This window comes from Nocardiopsis sp. TRM 82005 (assembly GCF_056312425.1).
Genome location: NZ_JBWDTQ010000015.1, coordinates 147,669 through 165,695, shown reverse-complemented (window position 1 = coordinate 165,695; position 18,027 = coordinate 147,669). Strand labels below are relative to the sequence as shown.

11 protein-coding genes are annotated in these 18,027 nt (G+C 69.6%); 10 read left to right on the top strand and 1 reads right to left on the bottom strand.

From position 1 onward, the window contains the following. Positions 1 to 115: 115 nt before the first annotated feature. From gatB to cimA, 9 genes are all read left to right on the top strand, one after another. Positions 116 to 1,612 carry an Asp-tRNA(Asn)/Glu-tRNA(Gln) amidotransferase subunit GatB gene (gene gatB / locus AC0T5L_RS12225; RefSeq protein WP_476165548.1) on the top strand — a complete coding sequence of 499 codons (1,497 nt, stop codon included), beginning with the start codon at positions 116 to 118 and terminating at the stop codon, positions 1,610 to 1,612. Positions 1,613 to 2,108: 496 nt separating this feature from the next. Then, on the top strand, positions 2,109 to 4,814 hold the full coding sequence (locus tag AC0T5L_RS12220; RefSeq protein ID WP_476165612.1) for a putative bifunctional diguanylate cyclase/phosphodiesterase: 2,706 nt from the start codon (positions 2,109 to 2,111) through the stop codon (positions 4,812 to 4,814). Positions 4,815 to 5,377: 563 nt separating this feature from the next. Further along, positions 5,378 to 7,138, top strand: coding sequence for an acetolactate synthase large subunit (locus AC0T5L_RS12215; protein WP_476165547.1), 1,761 nt, complete (start codon positions 5,378 to 5,380; stop codon positions 7,136 to 7,138). Between the two features lie 20 nt (positions 7,139 to 7,158). After that, entirely contained in the window at positions 7,159 to 7,683 is a 525-nt protein-coding gene (gene ilvN / locus AC0T5L_RS12210) for an acetolactate synthase small subunit (protein WP_476165546.1), read from the top strand. 75 nt (positions 7,684 to 7,758) lie between these two features. Beyond that, complete coding sequence (gene ilvC, locus AC0T5L_RS12205; protein WP_476165545.1) at positions 7,759 to 8,754, top strand: ketol-acid reductoisomerase; 996 nt, start codon at positions 7,759 to 7,761, stop codon at positions 8,752 to 8,754. Between the two features lie 339 nt (positions 8,755 to 9,093). Further along, entirely contained in the window at positions 9,094 to 10,683 is a 1,590-nt protein-coding gene (serA, locus tag AC0T5L_RS12200; RefSeq protein WP_476165544.1) for a phosphoglycerate dehydrogenase, read from the top strand. A gap of 852 nt (positions 10,684 to 11,535) precedes the next feature. Then, positions 11,536 to 12,600, top strand: coding sequence for a 3-isopropylmalate dehydrogenase (locus AC0T5L_RS12195; protein WP_476165543.1), 1,065 nt, complete (start codon positions 11,536 to 11,538; stop codon positions 12,598 to 12,600). Between the two features lie 215 nt (positions 12,601 to 12,815). Continuing rightward, the gene (locus AC0T5L_RS12190) at positions 12,816 to 13,931 is read left to right on the top strand and encodes a branched-chain amino acid aminotransferase (protein ID WP_476165542.1); all 1,116 of its coding nucleotides are present in this window, start codon (positions 12,816 to 12,818) and stop codon (positions 13,929 to 13,931) included. A gap of 394 nt (positions 13,932 to 14,325) precedes the next feature. Beyond that, the gene (cimA, locus tag AC0T5L_RS12185; RefSeq protein ID WP_476165541.1) at positions 14,326 to 15,936 is read left to right on the top strand and encodes a citramalate synthase; all 1,611 of its coding nucleotides are present in this window, start codon (positions 14,326 to 14,328) and stop codon (positions 15,934 to 15,936) included. Between the two features lie 112 nt (positions 15,937 to 16,048). Here cimA and AC0T5L_RS12180 read toward each other — a convergent pair whose 3' ends face one another. Continuing rightward, entirely contained in the window at positions 16,049 to 16,837 is a 789-nt protein-coding gene (locus tag AC0T5L_RS12180; protein WP_476165540.1) for a DUF3152 domain-containing protein, read from the bottom strand. 346 nt (positions 16,838 to 17,183) lie between these two features. Here AC0T5L_RS12180 and AC0T5L_RS12175 point away from each other — a divergent pair, with 346 nt between their 5' ends. Beyond that, positions 17,184 to 17,984 carry a fumarylacetoacetate hydrolase family protein gene (locus AC0T5L_RS12175; RefSeq protein WP_476165539.1) on the top strand — a complete coding sequence of 267 codons (801 nt, stop codon included), beginning with the start codon at positions 17,184 to 17,186 and terminating at the stop codon, positions 17,982 to 17,984. Positions 17,985 to 18,027 lie beyond the last annotated feature (43 nt).

The following is an 18,027-nucleotide window of genomic DNA, read 5'->3' as shown; positions in this document are numbered from 1 at the left end:
CACCCCCTCACGCTCGGTAGGCTGAGCTGGAAGGTATGTCCTCTACGGAAACGGGTTTGCGGCGATGGCCCACGCGGTAACTCCTAGCCCTGCCACGAACAGCGGTCCTGCGCCGGTGGACTACGAGCAGGCGCTGACCAAATACGAGCCCGTGCTCGGCCTGGAGACCCACATCGAGCTGGGTACCGCCTCCAAGATGTTCTGCTCCTGCCCCACCGGGTTCGGCGCCGAGCCCAACACGCAGGTGTGTCCGGTCTGCCTGGCCATGCCCGGTTCGCTGCCGGTCGTCAACGAGAAGGCGGTCGAGGGCGCCATCCGTCTGGGCCTGGCGCTGAACTGCTCCGTCGCCCCCTGGGGCCGGTTCGCCCGGAAGAACTACTTCTATCCGGACATGCCGAAGAACTACCAGATCTCCCAGTACGACGAGCCGATCTGTGTCGACGGCCACCTCGACGTCACCGTCGACACCCCCGACGGCCCGCGTGACTTCCGCGTGGAGGTCGAGCGTGTCCACATGGAGGAGGACACGGGCAAGACCTCCCACGTGGGAGGGGCCACCGGCCGTATCCACGGCGCCGACCACTCCATCGTCGACTACAACCGCGCGGGTATCCCGCTGCTGGAGATCGTCACCAAGCCCATCGCCGGCACCGGCGAGCTGGCACCCATGGTCGCCCGCGCCTACGCGGCCGAGCTGCGCGACCTGGTCCGCTCCCTGGGCATCTCCGACGTGCGCATGGAGGAGGGCTCCATGCGCTGCGACGTCAACGTCTCGATCAACGAGCGCGGCGCCGCCGAGTGGGGCACCCGGAGCGAGACCAAGAACGTCAACTCACTGCGCTCGGTCGAGCGGGCCGTGCGCTCGGAGATCGAGCGCCAGGCCGGCGTGCTCGACTCCGGGGAGAGGGTCGTGCTGGAGACCCGCCACTTCCAGGAGAACACCGGTCGCAGCATCTCCGGCCGCTCCAAGGAGGAGGCACAGGACTACCGGTACTTCCCGGACCCCGACCTGGTCCCCGTCGCCCCCTCCGACGAGTGGGTGGAGGAGCTGCGCGCCACCCTGCCCGAGCTGCCCGCCGCCAAGCGCGCCCGGGTCCGCGCCGAGTGGGACCTCACCGACACCGAACTGCGCGACCTGGTCAACGCCGACGCCATCGAACTGGTCGAGGCGACCGTGGTCGAGGGAGCCCCGTCGGCCGAGGCCCGCAAGCTGTGGCTGAACGAGCTGTCCCGCCGCGCCACCGAGCAGGAGGTGGAGCTGGGCGCCCTGCCCATCACCCCCTCCCAGGTCGCCCGGATCATCGCCCTGGTCGCCGAGGGCACGCTCACCAACAAGCTCGCCCGCCAGGTGGTGGAGGGCGTGCTGGCCGGTGAGGGCGAGCCCGACGCCGTGGTCGAGGCCCGCGGCCTGAAGGTGGTCAGCGACGACGGCGCGCTCGGCGCGGCCGTGGACGAGGCCATCGCCGGCAACCCCGACGCCGCCGACAAGGTGCGCGGCGGCAAGGTCGCCGCGGCCGGTGCCCTGGTGGGCGCCGTCATGAAGGCGACCCGGGGGCAGGCCGACGCGGGCCGCGCCCGTGAGCTCATCCTGGAGAAGCTCGCCGCGAGCTGATCCCCGCCCCTTCCTCCGAGGACGTCCTCACGTCCTCGGAAGGGGCGGTCCCGCCTTGCCCTCCCTCGGAGGCGGGCCCGCGGAGGGCGGCGCGGTGCCGCCCTCCGCGGGCCGTCCCCGGCCGGATCCGTGCCCGCGGGAGGTTCCCCGCCGCCCGGGTGCGCCGGGCCACGGCGCGTCGGGACGATCAGCGGACGAGTAGCGCGAAACGGTCACGCCGGGTGAGGTTCCGTCGTCATCTCTCATCCGGTCCTCAATCGCTGTGTGACCTTGGTTGCGTAGGGTTGCGACGCATGGGGGCGTGTGCGGTCCCTCGGTCCGTTCCCGCCACCAGCTCGTCCCAGTCCCGCGAGATCCTGGGCGACAGATGCGGTGCCATGATGCTGTGCCGCGCCCGGACTCCAATGACGCGAGGTGGGTGCTCCATGTCCGAGGAGAGAGCATGACAACGGCCGAACGCCGCGTCGGCCGCGGCGCGCCCACCGGCAAGCCGGTGATGGGGAGCCGGGCACGTCGCCTGTGGGCTGTCGCCCTGGGCGTGTTGTTCCTGCTCTACGTCGCGGGAACGTTCGTCCCCTCGGGGGACGTCAGCGTGACCGCAGAGTTCGGCGAGTGGCCGATGTCCGTCGCGGCCGGGGCCGCCGGACTGTCCCTTCTCTACGCCGCGCGCCGCTGGGCGGCCACCGGCGCCGACCGGGACGCCCGCGCCGACGGCGCGGACGGATCCGCCGCCCTGCGGCACCTCGGTTTCGCCTCGCTCGCCTGGTGCGCGGGTGGCGTCACTCACGGTTTGACCCGTCTGTTCAGTTCCGGATCGGTCCTGTCTCTTACCCTCGGTGACCTTTTCTCCCTCGCCGCCCTGCCACTCTTCGTGGTCGGCTTCACCAAGTTCGCCCCCTGGCCCGGCGGCGTCCGGACCGCGGTACGGCACGTCACCGACAGCTACGTGTGCGCCGCCGCGGTGTTCTCCGTGGTGTGGCTGCTGCTGTTCTCCCCGCTCTACCGGGAGCTGGGCGAGGGCGCCGGGTCCCTCGGCTTCGCACTGGTCTACCCGGTCGCCGACATCGTCGTGCTCTGCCTGCTCATACCGCTGGTGTTCATGTCGCCGCACAGCACGCGGCGCGCGGTGCTGGTGGCGATCAGCGCGCTCGTCGTCATCGCCGGCGCGGACATGGTCGGCGCGCTCACCCGGCTGACCGGCCCGCCCGTGGCCGGTGGGATCGAGCACCCGGTGAAGTTCCTGGGCTTCGCCCTGCTCGGAGCACTGCCCTGGCTGGTGGAGCACCGGCCGGGCACGGACCCGCGCCGTATCACCGGCCGGGGCCTGTACCGGTTCGCGCCAGAGCTCGCCGCGATCGGCGCGGTGCTCGTCGCCGCACTGGTGCTCACCGTGGCCGGGATACGCCTGCCCGGGGTGGCGCCGGTGCTGCCGCTGGCCGCCGGCACAGCCGTCGTGGTGCTGTTGGTGCGCATGATGGGCATGCTGGAGGAGAACGCCACCCTGTCCCGCATGGTGCGCAACCGCGAGGGGCACTTCCACGAGCTGGCGCGCAACAGCGGCGACGTCATCCTGGTCCTGGACAGGGACGGGGGCGTGAACTACGTCAGCCCGGGTACGGCCGAGGCCTTCGGCTACCGGCTCGACGACGTGCTCGCCGCGCCCGTCACCGCGCTCATCCACCCCGAGGACCTGGGCCGTACCAAGGCGGTCACCGACCTGTTCACCGATCGCGGTACCCAGGGCGTGCACATGCGGCTGCGGGTCCGCGCGGCCGACGGGACCTGGCGGCACACCGAGTCGACGATCTCGCTGTACGAGCAGCCGGGCGAGCCCGACCGGCTGCTGGTGACCACCCGCGACATCAGTGCGCAGGTGGCGCTACAGGACGAGGTGGAGCACCTGACCTTCCACGACGGCGTGACCGGGCTGCCCAACCGCGCCTACCTGGAGGAGAGGGCCAGCGACGTGCTGGCGCACCGGGCGATGAGCGAGGACCCTCCCGGGGACGTCGCGGTGATCTTCCTGGACCTGGACGGGTTCACGGCGGTCAACGACTCCGCCGGACACGTGCGCGGCGACCACCTGCTCGGCCAGGCGGCCCGCAGGCTGCGCGGCGAGGTGGAGTCCGACGCGACCCTGGCGCGCTGGGGCGGCGACGAGTTCGCGGTCCTGATCGAGGACGTACCCAGGGCCCAGCGGGTGGTGGACCTGGCCGAGCGGCTGGGGCGGGTGATCGCCTCCGAGCCGTTCCAGGTCGCCGACCGCGACATCCTGCTGACCGCCAGCATCGGCGTGGCCTTCGCCGAACCGGCCATCGACAGCGGCGAGCTGCTGCGCAACGCCGACGTGGCGATGACCCGGGCCAAGGAGCGCGGGGCCGGCCACGTGGAGGTCTACGCCGCGCACATGCACGACACGGTGGTCTCGCGCCTGGAGTTGCAGATACGGCTGCGCCGGGCGCTGGCCGACGGCGAGTTCTTCCTGGAGTACCAGCCGGTCGTGGACCTGGGCAGCTCCCAGGTGACCTCGGTGGAGGCGCTGGTGCGCTGGAACCGCGACGACGAGACGGTGGGGCCGGACACGTTCATCGGCGCGGCCGAGGAGTCGGGGCTGATCGTGCCGCTGGGCGAGCGGATCCTGCGCGAGGCCTGCGAGAAGGTCGCGGTGTGGCGGATCTCGGACTGGGACATCGGCCTGTCGGTGAACCTCTCGGTGAAGCAGGTGCTGTCGCCTCGTTTCGTGGAGACGGTGGCGGGTGTCCTCACCGAGACGGGCCTGCCCGCCGAGGTGCTCACGCTGGAGGTCGACGAGGAGGTCCTGCTCGACGACCGGGGCGAGGCCGTGCAGCGCCTGGGGGAGCTGCGCGAACTGGGCGTGCGGTTGGCCATCGACGACTACGGGATGGGCTACGCGTCCCTGGCACACCTGCGCAGGCTGAGCGTGGACGCGATCAAGATCGACCCGTCGTTCGTGGCGGATCTGGGCCGCGACGACACGGTCACGCTGCTCACGCACACGATCATCCAGCTGGGACGCGACCTGGGCGTGCAGGTGGTGGCCGAGGGCATCGAGCGTCCCGAACAGCTGGAGCAGCTGCGCGCCATGGGCTGCGACCACGGCCAGGGCTTCCTGGTGGCCCGCCCGATGGCCGCGAGCGGCGTGGAGTCGCTCGTCGGCGGCGAGGCCGGGGCCAGCCTCTAAGGCGTGAGCGGCCACGCGCCCGACAGCGATGATCTTGCCCGTAGCGGCAGTCTCGACCGCTTGGGGTCGAGTGGTTGTTGCAACGAGGAACTTGTTGAGGGCCTCGGCTGGCGTAGCCCAGCCCAGGGTCTGACGGGGACGGCCGTTGAGCTCGGCGGCCCCCCGCGGGCTCTGCCCGCCCGGTGTTCCACACCGTGGACACCGTTCGTGCGCCCTGTGTCGTGCGTTACACGCTGTGGTGGCTCTTTCTCGCGTTTGTCCAGTTCAGAGGACCTTCCGTGTCTGTGCGTACAGTCGCATCCTGGCATTCCCGTCTTGAATGCTGAGACAATATGCCGTTCTTGTTGACGGACGACCTCCCTGTCGGCCAATGTTGGGAGCGTGAAGAGCAACTCCCTGATTCTCGTACTTGGTCGGCGCGCAGCCCGCTGAGTTTCTTCTGCTGCGCGCCACCCCTCAACCGCCACCGGGCGGTGGGGGTTTTTTTATTGCCAGACCCAGAATCCGGACCCACCATGCCAGAGCCCCCGTGCAGCTCTGGACCCTCGCTGAAGGATCTTGAGATGACCGAGCAGATGACCGGCGCCCAATCGCTGATCAGGTCGCTGGAGCAGGTCGGCGTAGACACTGTCTTCGGGATTCCCGGCGGCGCCATCCTCCCGGCCTACGACCCCCTCTACGACTCGGCCGGGGTACGCCACATCCTCATGCGCCATGAGCAGGGAGCCGGTCACGCCGCCGAGGGCTACGCCTACGCCACCGGACGCCCCGGCGTGTGCATGGCCACCAGCGGCCCCGGGGCCACCAACCTGGTCACCCCGCTCGCCGACGCCCACATGGATTCGGTCCCGATGGTCGCCATCACCGGCCAGGTCGCCTCCCCGATGATCGGTACCGACGCCTTCCAGGAAGCTGACATCTGCGGCATCACCATGCCGATCACCAAGCACAACTTCCTGGTCAAGGACGTCCGCGACATCCCGCGCACCATCGCCGAGGCCTTCCACATCGCCTCCAGCGGCCGCCCCGGGCCCGTCCTGGTCGACATCTCCAAGGACGCCCTACAGAACACCGCCGACTTCGTCTGGCCCGAGCGCCTCGACCTGCCCGGCTACCGCCCGGTCACCAAGCCCCACGGCAAGCAGGTCCGCGAGGCCGCCCGCATGATCGCCGAGGCCCGGTGCCCCGTGCTCTACGTCGGCGGCGGCGTCCTGCGCGCCGGTGCCTCCGCCGAGCTGCGCGTCCTGGCCGAGCTCACCGGCGTCCCCGTGGTCACCACCCTGATGGCCCGCGGCGTCTTCCCCGACAGCCACCCGCAGTCCGTGGGTATGCCCGGCATGCACGGCGACGTCGCCGCCGTCGGAGCCCTACAGAAGGCCGACCTCGTCGTCGCCCTGGGCGCACGCTTCGACGACCGGGTCACCGGCCGCCTGGACAGCTTCGCCTCCGGCGCCAAGATCGTCCACGCCGACATCGACCCCGCCGAGATCTCCAAGAACCGCCACGCCGACGTGCCCATCGTCGGCGACTGCCGCGAGGTCCTCGCCGATCTGGTCGTGGCCGTGCGCGCCGACCAGGAGAAGGGGAGCCAGGGCGACTACGAGGGATGGTGGCAGCAGCTCAACCGCCTGCGCACCACCTACCCCAAGGGCTACGAGGACCCCGGGGACGGCAGCCTGTCTCCGCAGGCCGTCATCGAGCGCCTGGGCAAGCTCGTCGGCCCGGAGGCGACCTACGTCGCGGGTGTCGGCCAACACCAGATGTGGGCCGCCCAGTTCGTCGAGTACGAGCGTCCCGGCTCCTTCATCAACTCCGGCGGCCTGGGCACCATGGGCTTCTCCGTGCCCGCCGCGCTCGGCGCCAAGGCGGGGGACCCCGACCGCGCGGTGTGGGCGGTCGACGGTGACGGCTGCTTCCAGATGACCAACCAGGAACTGGCCACCTGCGCCATCGAGGGCATCCCGATCAAGGTCGCCGTGATCAACAACGGCAACCTGGGCATGGTCCGCCAGTGGCAGACCCTGTACTACGAGGGCCGCTACTCCAACACCGACTTGCAGACCTCCCCGCGAGACGAGAAAGTCCGCATTCCCGACTTCGTCCGCCTCGCGGAAGCGTACGGTTGTGTCGGCCTGCGCTGCGAGCGGGCCGAGGACATCGACGCCACCATCGAGAAGGCCATGGCGATCGATGACGCTCCCGTCGTCGTGGACTTCACCGTCAACCACGACGCCATGGTCTGGCCGATGGTCGGTCCCGGCGTCAGCAACGACCACATCCAGTACGCGCGCGACATGGCGCCGAACTGGGAACACGAGGACTAAGAGGAGAAGGCCGAACCACCATGAGCAGTCACACGCTTTCCGTTCTGGTGGAGGACACCCCGGGTATCCTCGCCCGTGCCTCCTCCCTCTTTTCCCGCCGCGGCTTCAACATCGACTCGCTCAGTGTCAGCACCACCGAGTACCCAGGACTGTCCCGGATGACAATCGTGGTCAACTGCGACCTCCACCCCTTGGAGCAGGTGACCAAACAGCTCAACAAGCTGGTCAACGTCGTCAAGATCGTGGAGATGGACACCACCGCGTCGGTCCGGCGCGAGCTGCTGCTCGTCAAGGTCAAGGCCGACGCGTCGAGCCGCACCCACGTGCTACAGACGGCCGAGCTGTTCCGCGCGGACGTCGTGGACGTCAGCCCGGACGTCGTCGTCATCGAGGCCACCGGCGACCCCGAGAAGCTCGATGCTCTGGTCAGGAACCTGGAGCCGTTCGGTATTCGGGAACTCGTCAAATCAGGGCTGGTCGCCCTGGGGCGCGGGCCCCGGTCGATCGCCGACCGCTCCCTCCGCGCAGTCGAGCGCAGCGCGTAGGACCTTCGGGGCCCGGACACGGCCGGGCCCCGCACCGCGTCCCCACGAAATCTCAGAAAACAGGAGTAACCCCAAGTGGCAGCACAGATGTACTACGACGACGCCGCGGACCTCTCGCTCATCCAGGGCAAGAAGGTCGCCGTGATCGGTTACGGCAGCCAGGGGCACGCCCACGCGCTGTCGCTGCGCGACTCGGGCGTGGACGTGCGGATCGGCCTCGGCGAGGGGTCCAAGAGCCGCGCGAAGGCCGAGGAGGAGGGGCTGCGCGTCCTCACCCCCGCGGAGGCCACCCGCGAGGCCGACGTCATCATGATCCTGGTCCCCGACCACATCCACCGGGACCTGTACGCGGCCGAGATCGCGCCGAACCTGGAGGCGGGCAACGCCCTGTTCTTCGGCCACGGCTTCAGCATCCGCTACGACCTCGTCACCCCGCCCGAGGGCGTGGACGTCGCGATGGTCGCCCCCAAGGGCCCGGGCCACCTGGTCCGCCGCCAGTACGAGGACGGGCGCGGCGTGCCCTGCCTGGTCGCGGTGGAGAAGGACGCCAGCGGGCAGGCCTGGGACCTGGCGCTGTCCTGGGCCAAGGGCATCGGCGGCACCAGGGCCGGGGTCATCAGGACCACCTTCACCGAGGAGACCGAGACCGACCTGTTCGGTGAGCAGACCGTGCTCTGCGGCGGCACCGAGGAGCTGGTCAAGGCCGGTTTCGCCACCCTGGTCGAGGCGGGATACCAGCCCGAGATCGCCTACTTCGAGTGCTTGCACGAACTCAAGCTGATCGTCGACCTCCTGTACGAGGGCGGCATCTCCAAGATGAACTGGTCGGTCTCGGACAACGCCGAGTACGGTGGCTACACCCGCGGCCCGCGCCTGATCACGGACCAGACCCGCCAGGAGATGCGCAAGATCCTCGGCGAGATCCAGGACGGCTCCTACGCCAAGGAGCTCATGGACGAGTTCGACGCCGGCCAGCCGACCTTCACCAAGCGCCGCGAGGCCGAGCAGAACGAGCAGATCGAGAAGGTGGGTGCTGAGCTGCGCCCCCTGATGAGCTGGCTCAAGGCCTAGGCTGCGCCTCTTTGGGGGCTCCGCTTCGCTTCGTCCCGTGTTCGGGCGCCTGTAGGGCGGGAGCCTTCGGGTTCTTCGGTGTGACGGCTCGTTCCTCGCAGTCCCACCTACGAACCCTCCAGAACCCCGCCGACGCCCGAACGACACCCCCACGGGGCGAGCGAGCACGCACCAGCCAGGTTCAGGGAACCCGGTGAACCGCGTGGGGGCAGGTGGTCAGGCCACCTGCCCCCATCGGTTCCCTACCCGGGCAGTAGACTTAAGACCGGCCGTCACCCCCGATCCGGGCAGTGCCAACCACCTGCGCGATCGGGTCGCACCACCCGAAAAGGAACCGTTGTGCCCAAACCCGCCGTACTCGTAGCGGAAAAGCTCTCGCCCGCCGGAATCGCGCTGCTCGAAGAGGACTTCGAGGTGCGTCACGTCGACGGCGCCGACCGGTCCCAGCTCCTCCCCGCCCTCGCTGACGTCGACGCCCTGATCGTACGCAGCGCGACCCAGGTGGACGCCGAGGCGCTGGCCGCGGCCTCCCGCCTACAGGTGGTCGCCCGGGCCGGCGTCGGTCTGGACAACGTGGACGTGGACGCGGCCACCAAGGCCGGTGTCCTGGTGGTCAACGCACCGACCTCCAACATCATCAGCGCGGCCGAGCAGGCCATCAACCTGCTGCTGGCCAGCGCCCGCAACACCGCCCCGGCGCACAACGCGCTGATCAACGGCGAATGGAAGCGGTCCAAGTACACCGGCGTCGAACTGTACGAGAAGACCGTCGGCGTGGTCGGCCTCGGCCGCATCGGCGCCCTGGTCGCGCAGCGCCTGTCCGCCTTCGGCACCAAGGTCATCGCCTACGACCCCTTCGTTCAGCCCGCCCGCGCGGCCCAGATCGGCGTGGAGATGGCCACGCTCGACGAGCTGCTGGAGCGCTCGGACTTCATCACCATCCACCTGCCCAAGAACAAGGACACGCTGGGCCTGATCGGTGACGAGGCACTGAACAAGGTCAAGCCCAACGTGCGCGTCATCAACGCCGCGCGCGGTGGCATCCTCGACGAGGACGCGCTCTACCGTGCCCTCAAGGACGGCCGCGTGGCCGGTGCGGGCATCGACGTGTTCGCCAAGGAGCCGTGCACCGACAGCCCGCTCTTCGAGTTCGAGAACGTCGTGGTCGCCCCCCACCTGGGCGCCAGCACCTCCGAGGCCCAGGAGAAGGCGGGAACCCAGGTCGCCCGCTCGGTCAAGCTGGCCCTGTCGGGTGAGTTCGTCCCGGACGCGGTGAACGTGCAGGGCACGGGCGTGGCCGAGGAGATCAAGCCGGGCCTGCCGCTGACCGAGAAGCTCGGCCGCGTGTTCACCTCGCTCGCGGGCACGATCGCCAGCCGCATCGACGTCGAGGTGCGCGGCGAGATCGCCTCCCACGACGTCAAGGTCCTGGAGCTGGCCGCTCTCAAGGGCGTCTTCGCCGACGTCGTCGAGGACACCGTGACCTTCGTCAACGCCCCGCTGCTCGCCAAGGAGCGCGGCGTGGAGGTCAACCTCGTCACCAGTGACGACAGCAGCGACTGGCGCAACCTCATCACGGTCAGCGGCGTACTCGCGGACGGCACCCTCGTGTCGGTATCGGGCACCCTGACCGGCCCCCGCCAGGTCGAGAAGCTGGTGGAGATCAACAACTACACGATGGAGATCGGCCTGGCCGAGCACATGGTGTTCCTGTCCTACGAGGACCGCCCCGGCATCGTCGGCAAGGTCGGCGCCCTGCTCGGCGACGCGGGCGTCAACATCGCGGGCATGCAGGTCATCCGTGACAAGGAGGGCGGCAAGGCGCTGATCGCGCTCACAGTCGACTCCGCGGTGTCCGACGAGGTCCTCAGCTCGATCTCCGCCGAGATCAAGGCCGACATCAGCCGCCAGATCGACCTGGAGGACTAGTGTCCTGGCCGGAGGCGTCGCGGAGGCGGACCTGGAGGTCTCCTTCGCGATGATCCCGTGCTCATAGCGCGTCCCGACCCTCCAACCTCGCCGCGGGTACGGGACCACGCCGGGCGGTGCCGGACCGGAGCACTCGTTCAGGGGCTCCGCCCAGCGGACGGGGCCGCACACACGTCGTTTCCACGAAGTCCGTGGGAGCCGCGCGGTGCGGCCCCTTCGTGCTGTCCGGGGCCGGTTCGGGGCGGAGACCAGGGGAGACACGCGCTTGTCTCACATGATGGGAAAGCCTGGCCATATAGTTGGACATCCGATATTCTGAAGTCCTAGGAGTCAGCGGTACCCGGGCCCACCGTCCGGTGCCGCCGCCCGGCGCCGCATCCACCCCCACCGGGGACTGTGTAGGCGTCCCACGGCAGACGACCCGCCTGGGCGGGCTCCTTCCTCCGTGGACACCGTCGCCCACGTTCCGCGCTCCATCGCCGTTCGGCGGAATCCGCCCCGAGCTCCGGCAGCGCACACCGCGTAGAGCATCCAGCACCCGTGGCCGAGCCCTTCCCGGAACCGGTCGCGCAACGCATCCGGAGGATCACATGTACGACATGGTCGAGTACCCGTCCGCGCCCGACTCCCAGGACGAGATCAACCGCGCCTTGCAGGACGCGCTCAACCGCCGGTCCTGAACGGCCCGCTGGGGACCGGTCGCGTGACGCGCGCGGGCGGGCCGAAGGCGGGTCCGGCCGCGAGATGACGGCAGTCCGCCGGAGCGGTAGGGTTGTCTCATACAGTGTTCATCCTGGTCTCGCCATATGAGAACTAACCGGTGGGGCCGTGTCCGGATCAGAGGCAGTCCGTATGGCAGCGCGCACCGTGAAACTGGCGGTCATTCCCGGCGACGGGATCGGTCCCGAGGTCATCGCCGAGGGCCTCAAGGTGTTGGAGGCCGCGGCTTCCAAGCACGATCTCGCCATCGAGGCCACCGAGTACGAGCTGGGCGCCAAGCTCTGGCACCGCACCGGTGAGACCCTGCCCGACTCGGTCAGGTCCGAGCTGGCCGGACACGACGCCATCTACCTGGGCGCCGTCGGCGACCCGTCGGTGCCCAGCGGTGTCCTGGAGCGCGGGCTGCTGCTGCGCCTGCGCTTCGACTTCGACCACTACGTCAACCTGCGGCCCGTCCGCCTCTACCCGGGCGTGGACAGCCCCCTGGCGGGGGTGGGACCCGAGGACATCGACATGCTGGTGATCCGCGAGGGCACCGAGGGCCCCTACGCGGGCGCCGGGGGCGTCCTGCGCAAGGGCACCCCGCACGAGATCGCCACCCAGGACAGCGTCAACACCCGTTTCGGTGTCGAGCGCGTCGTCCGCTACGCCTTCGACAAGGCCGCCTCCCGCACGCGCAAGAAGCTCACCCTGGTGCACAAGGACAACGTCCTGGCCTTCTCCGGTGAGCTGTGGCAGCGCGTGGTCCGGGAGGTCGGAGCCGAGTACCCGCAGGTCACCGTGGACTACTGCCACGTCGACGCCGCGTCGATGTTCTTCGTCAACCAGCCCGCCCGCTTCGACGTGGTGGTCACCGACAACCTCTTCGGCGACATCATCACCGACATCGGCGCCGCCATCACCGGCGGCATCGGGCTGGCCGCCAGCGGGAACGTCAACCCCGACCGCTCCTTCCCCAGCATGTTCGAGCCCGTCCACGGCTCCGCGCCCGACATCGCGGGCCAGGGCAAGGCCGACCCCACCGCCACGGTGCTCTCGGCCGCCACCATGCTGGAGCACCTCGGAGCACCCGAGGCGGCCCGGCGGGTCGAGAACGCGGTCACCGCGGACCTCAAGACCCGCGCCCAGAGCGGCGCGGCCCGCTCCACCTCCGAGATCGGCGACGACCTCGCCGCGCGAGTAGCCGAGCAGGGCTGACGCCACGCGCCGAAAGCCCTGCCCTCCCACTTTTTCGAGGCGCGGCTGACGGCCCACCGAACCACCGCCGACGGGCGCGCCTGGAAGACCGGGCGCGCCCGTCGCCGTTCTCGTGTGAACCACTCCTGCCCTGGCACCGGGTGCGCTCTTCCGCCAAACTAGATTCCAGGTCGGCGGCGCTGCCGGCCTGATGCACCCGAGAGGACCACCGACACATGAACAACGACACCACCACAAGCGGGTTGGCGTTCGACATCCAGCTATCAGACGTGCGGAAGACCCCGCAGGAACGAGAGGCACTGCTGGAGAATCCGGGGTTCGGACAGGTGTTCACCGACCACATGGTGAGCATCCGCTACACCGAGGGGAAGGGGTGGCACGACGCGAAGCTGGAGCCGTACGGTCCGCTGAGCCTGGACCCGGCCACCGCGGCCCTCCACTACGCCCAGGAGATCTTCGAGGGCCTCAAGGCCTACCGGCACCCCGACGGATCGCTCTCCTCCTTCCGCCCCGAGGCCAACGCGGCCCGCTTCAACCGCAGCGCGGCGCGCATGGCGATGCCCGAGCTCCCCGAGGAGCTCTTCCTCAAGTCCATCGAGCTCCTCCTGGAGCACGACGGCGACTGGGTCCCGGACAAGGAGGGCTTCAGCCTGTACCTACGCCCGTTCATGGTCGCCACGGACGTCGGCCTGGGGGTCAACCACCCGTCCCGCTCCTACGTCTACCTGCTCATCGCCTCGCCGGTCGGCTCCTACTTCTCGGGCGGCGTCAAGCCGGTGACGGTGTGGCTGTCCAAGGACTACACGCGCGCCGCGCCGGGCGGCACGGGCTCGGCGAAGTTCGCGGGCAACTACGCGGCGAGCTTCCTGGCCCAGGCCCAGGCGGTCGAGAAGGGCTGCGACCAGGTGGTCTGGCTCGACGCCCGCGAGCACCACTGGGTCGAGGAGATGGGCGGCATGAACCTGTGGTTCGTGTTCGGCTCGGGCGAGAACGCGCGGCTGCGCACGCCCCCGCTGACCGGGACCCTGCTGCCCGGCATCACCCGCGAGTCGCTGCTGACCCTGGCCCCGGACCTGGGCATCCCGGCCGAGGAGGCGCCGATCTCCACTGACGAGTGGCGCGAGGCCGCCGAGTCCGGTGAGCTCACCGAGGCGTTCGCCTGCGGCACCGCGGCCGTGATCACCCCGGTCGGCCACGTCAAGAGCGACGACGGCGAGTTCACCGTCGGCGACGGCACCCCGGGCCCGGTCACCATGCGCCTGCGCGAGGAGCTGGTGGGCTTGCAGACGGGCCTGCGATCCGACAAGTACGGCTGGATCACCAGGTTCTAGGATGATCCCGCGGGCCGCCCGGACGGGATCCGGGCGGCCCGCCCCGCTGTCTCCGCCCCCACGTCCGCGACGGCCGCGGAGGCGCCTCCGGCGAGGCCGGAACCTCTGGCGGGACTTCGGAGCCCTCGCGGAAAGCGCCTGGTAGGGCACCGGATATGTCCGGTGTGAGAAATTCGCATCCCAAATGCTGGGACAATTGGCCGTTGAGCACCGGGAACTCCGTGAGCATGTGGCAAACTGACCTCATGCCGTCTCAGGTTCTCATTATCGTGAGGCGCGCTGGCTGAACACCGGACCTCGCCAGCGCGCTGACCTCTCGTGTCCACGAGGGGTCTTTTTTGTTGACGGGGCCCGGTCGGCCACACCACAGCATCCACCTTCGGGAGTTCCACCCATGAGGGACGACAGTTTCCACGTCTTCGACACCACGCTGCGCGACGGGGCCCAGCGCGAGGGGATCAACCTGCGGGTCTCCGACAAGCTGGCCATCGCGGCGCTGCTGGACGAGTTCGGGGTGGCCTTCATCGAGGGAGGGTGGCCGGGGTCGAACCCCAAGGACACCGAGTTCTTCCAGCGCGCTTCACAAGAGCTGACGCTGGAACACGCGCAACTCACCGCGTTCGGCGCGACCCGCCGTGCCGGTGTGCGGGCCGCCGACGACCCACAGGTGACCGCACTGCGCGACAGCGGCGCACCGGTCGTCACTCTTGTCGCCAAGAGTGACGACCGGCATGTCGAGCGCGCGCTGCGCACGACCCTCGACGAGAACCTCGCCATGATCGCCGACACGGTGTCCCACCTGCACGAACACGGCCAGCGCGTGTTCGTGGACTGCGAGCACTTCTTCGACGGATACCACCACAACCCCGATCACGCACTCGCCGTGGTCCGCACCGCCGCCGAGGCCGGGGCCGACGTCGTCGTCCTGTGCGACACCAACGGCGGCATGCTCCCCACGGACGTCACCCGCGTCGTCACCGAGGTCCGCGAGGCCACCGGCGCGCGCCTGGGCATCCACGCCCAGGACGACACCGGCTGCGCCGTCGCCAACACCCTCGCCGCCGTCGACGCGGGCGCCACCCACGTGCAGTGCACCGCCAACGGGTACGGCGAGCGGGTGGGCAACGCCAACCTGTTCTCCGTGACCGGCGCGCTCACCCTCAAGCAGGGCCGTGAGGTCCTCCCCGAGGGCTGTCTGGCCGAGATGACCCGCGTGGCCACCGCCATCGCCGAAATCGTCAACCTCGCCCCCGACACCCACCAGCCCTACGTGGGGGTGTCGGCCTTCGCCCACAAGGCCGGACTGCACGCATCGGCCATCAAGGTCGACCCCGACCTGTACCAGCACACCGACCCCGAGCTGGTCGGCAACAGCATGCGTATGCTCGTCTCCGACATGGCCGGGCGCGCCTCCATCGAGCTCAAGGCGCAGGAGCTGGGCCTGGACCTGTCCGGCGACCGCGCCCTGTCCGGCCGGGTCGTGGAGCGGGTCAAGGGCCTGGAGCTGGCCGGCTACAGCTTCGAGGCCGCCGACGCCTCCCTGGAACTGCTGCTGCGCGAGGAGCTGGGTGAGCCGGTCCGCTACTTCGACACCGAGTCCTGGCGGGTCATCACCGAGCGCCGTCCCCGGAGCGGCTCCAGCCCTCTGTCCAGCGACTACGAGAGCGTTACCGAGGCCACCGTCAAGCTGCGGGTCAAGGGCGAGCGCGTGATCGCCACCGCGGAGGGCAACGGCCCGGTGAACGCGCTGGACCGGGCGCTGCGCAACTCCATGGAGTTGGTCTACACCGCGCTGGCCGGGCTGGAACTGACGGACTACAAGGTCCGCATCCTGGAGGGCAGCTCCGGAACCAACGCCATCACCCGCATCCTCATCACCTTCAGCGACGGGACGGGGGAGTGGACCACGGTCGGCGTGGGCCCCAACGTCATCGACGCGTCATGGGTCGCACTCGAACAGGCAGTCGCCTACGGGCTGCTCCGGCAGGGCTACCCGCAGGGCTGAGGGAGCAAGCGGCCCCGCGGGGGTCCGCGAGTAAGGGAGCTCGCAGTGGCGCTTCGCCAACCCCCTGGGGCGGGCCATCACGCCCTCCACCCCCGCTGAACGGACCCCGGGCTCAGCCCTCGGGGTGGACCCAGCCGTTGCGCTCGCACCCCTGTAGGTCCAGGGTCTGCTGCTGCATCACCGGGGCCAGTTCTCCCTCGCCGGGGCAGTCCACATGGCCGTGGCCCAGGGTGTGGCCCACCTCGTGGTTGATCAGGTAGATCCTGTAGGTCTTCAGGTCGTCGTCGAAGTGGGGGACACCCGACACCCAGCGGTTCTGGTTGATGACGGCCCGGTTGCCGTTCGCGCAGGACACGTATCCGTTGGTGTTCAGCGGTGCGCACATCTGGTCCACGGTGTCCGGGGCGGCCAGCAGTACGCGGACGTCGGCGTCGTCGTCGTCCACCCGCTGGACGGAGCGTTCGTCGTCGTCGCGCCAGCTGCGCGGGTCGCCTAGGATCTTTTCCACGGCGGCGACGAAGTCGTCGGCCTCGCCGGGCAGCCCGTCCTCGACCTCCACGGCGAAGGTCGTCAGCGGGCCCTCGCCCATGACGTCGCTCTCGCCCTCCATGACGCTGAGATCGCCGTCCGCGCTGTCGACCTCGTCCTCCACCGAGCGGAGCAGGACCGGGGGCTCCTCCTCCGAACCTGAGGAGGGCCCCTGCTCGTCGGCGCTGTTCGCCGACCCCTGCTCCCCGGAGGAGGTTCGCTGGTCGTCGGTGCTCCCGGGAACGCCGTCGCCGACGGGCTCGGAGGCCGAGGTCTCGTCGGGGGTGACGTTGCCGCTCCGGGGTTCGGGCACGCTGACCATGAGCACGGCGGAAGCCCCGGAAGCCAGGCACAGCCCCAGCGCCAGCCCCATTGGGTACCGGCGGCGTCGGCGATGCCGGGCACGGGACCGATCTGTGGGCGAAGCGGACGTGGGCACGAGGATCAACCCCTCAGCAGCGGATGACGGATCCAGCATGCCAGAGTTCGCCCCAAGGAAAGGCCAAGGCAGTTTCCATGAAAACCAGGTATGGGCCTGACTGCACCGTCTTGTGTCACATCAGCCTGTTTGCGGGCGTCTGCGCGTTCATGTGGTGTTCTCAATGTGTCCTTCGCGACACGTTCGGTGCCTTCCGTGAGGTTCGGGCACACCGTCGGCGTCCCGCACGCCGATACCCTTCAACCGCAAGCGAGACAACAGGGCTGCTGGGAGGCATCAGGTGCGCATCGCACGGTTCGCGGCCGGTGACGAGGTCGGGTTCGGCCTGGTCGAGACTGATTCGGACAGCGGGGAGGATTTCGTCGCACGGCTGAGCGGGCACCCCCTCCTCGGCGATATCAAGCTGACCGGTGAGCGGGCGAAGCTCTCCGATATCCGTCTGCTGTCACCGGTACTGCCCACCAAGGTGGTCTGTATCGGCAAGAACTACGCCGACCACGTCGAGGAGATGAAGGACGTCACGGGGGAGTCCACCGACGAGCCCGTGGTCTTCCTCAAACCCTCCACCGCCGTGACCGGGCCCTACGACCCGGTCTTCCACCCCGCGGCCTCCGAACAGGTCGACTACGAGGGCGAACTCGCCATCGTCATCGCCCGGCCCTGCCGGGAGGTGCCGCGTGAGCGGGCCAAGGACGTCATCCTCGGCTACACCGTGGCCAACGACGTCACCGCCCGCGACCTGCAAAAGAAGGACAAGCAGTGGACACGGGCCAAGGGCTTCGACTCCTTCTGCCCTATCGGCCCCTGGATCACCACGGGCATGAGTATCGAGGAGGTCCAGGACCTGGCCATCACCACCACCGTGGACGGCCAGACCCGGCAGGACGGACGAACCTCACAGTTCATCCATGACATCCCGGACATCATCGCCTACGTCACCTCCTTCATGACGCTGCTTCCGGGCGACGTGGTCCTCACCGGAACTCCCGCCGGTGTGGGACCGGTCGAGGTCGGCCAGGAGGTCTCGGTGACGGTGGAGCGGCTGGGCACCATCAGCAACAGGGTGGCCGCCCGGGACTGAACCCGGACCCGTGCGCGGCGGCGTCCGCGCACGGGTGGACCGA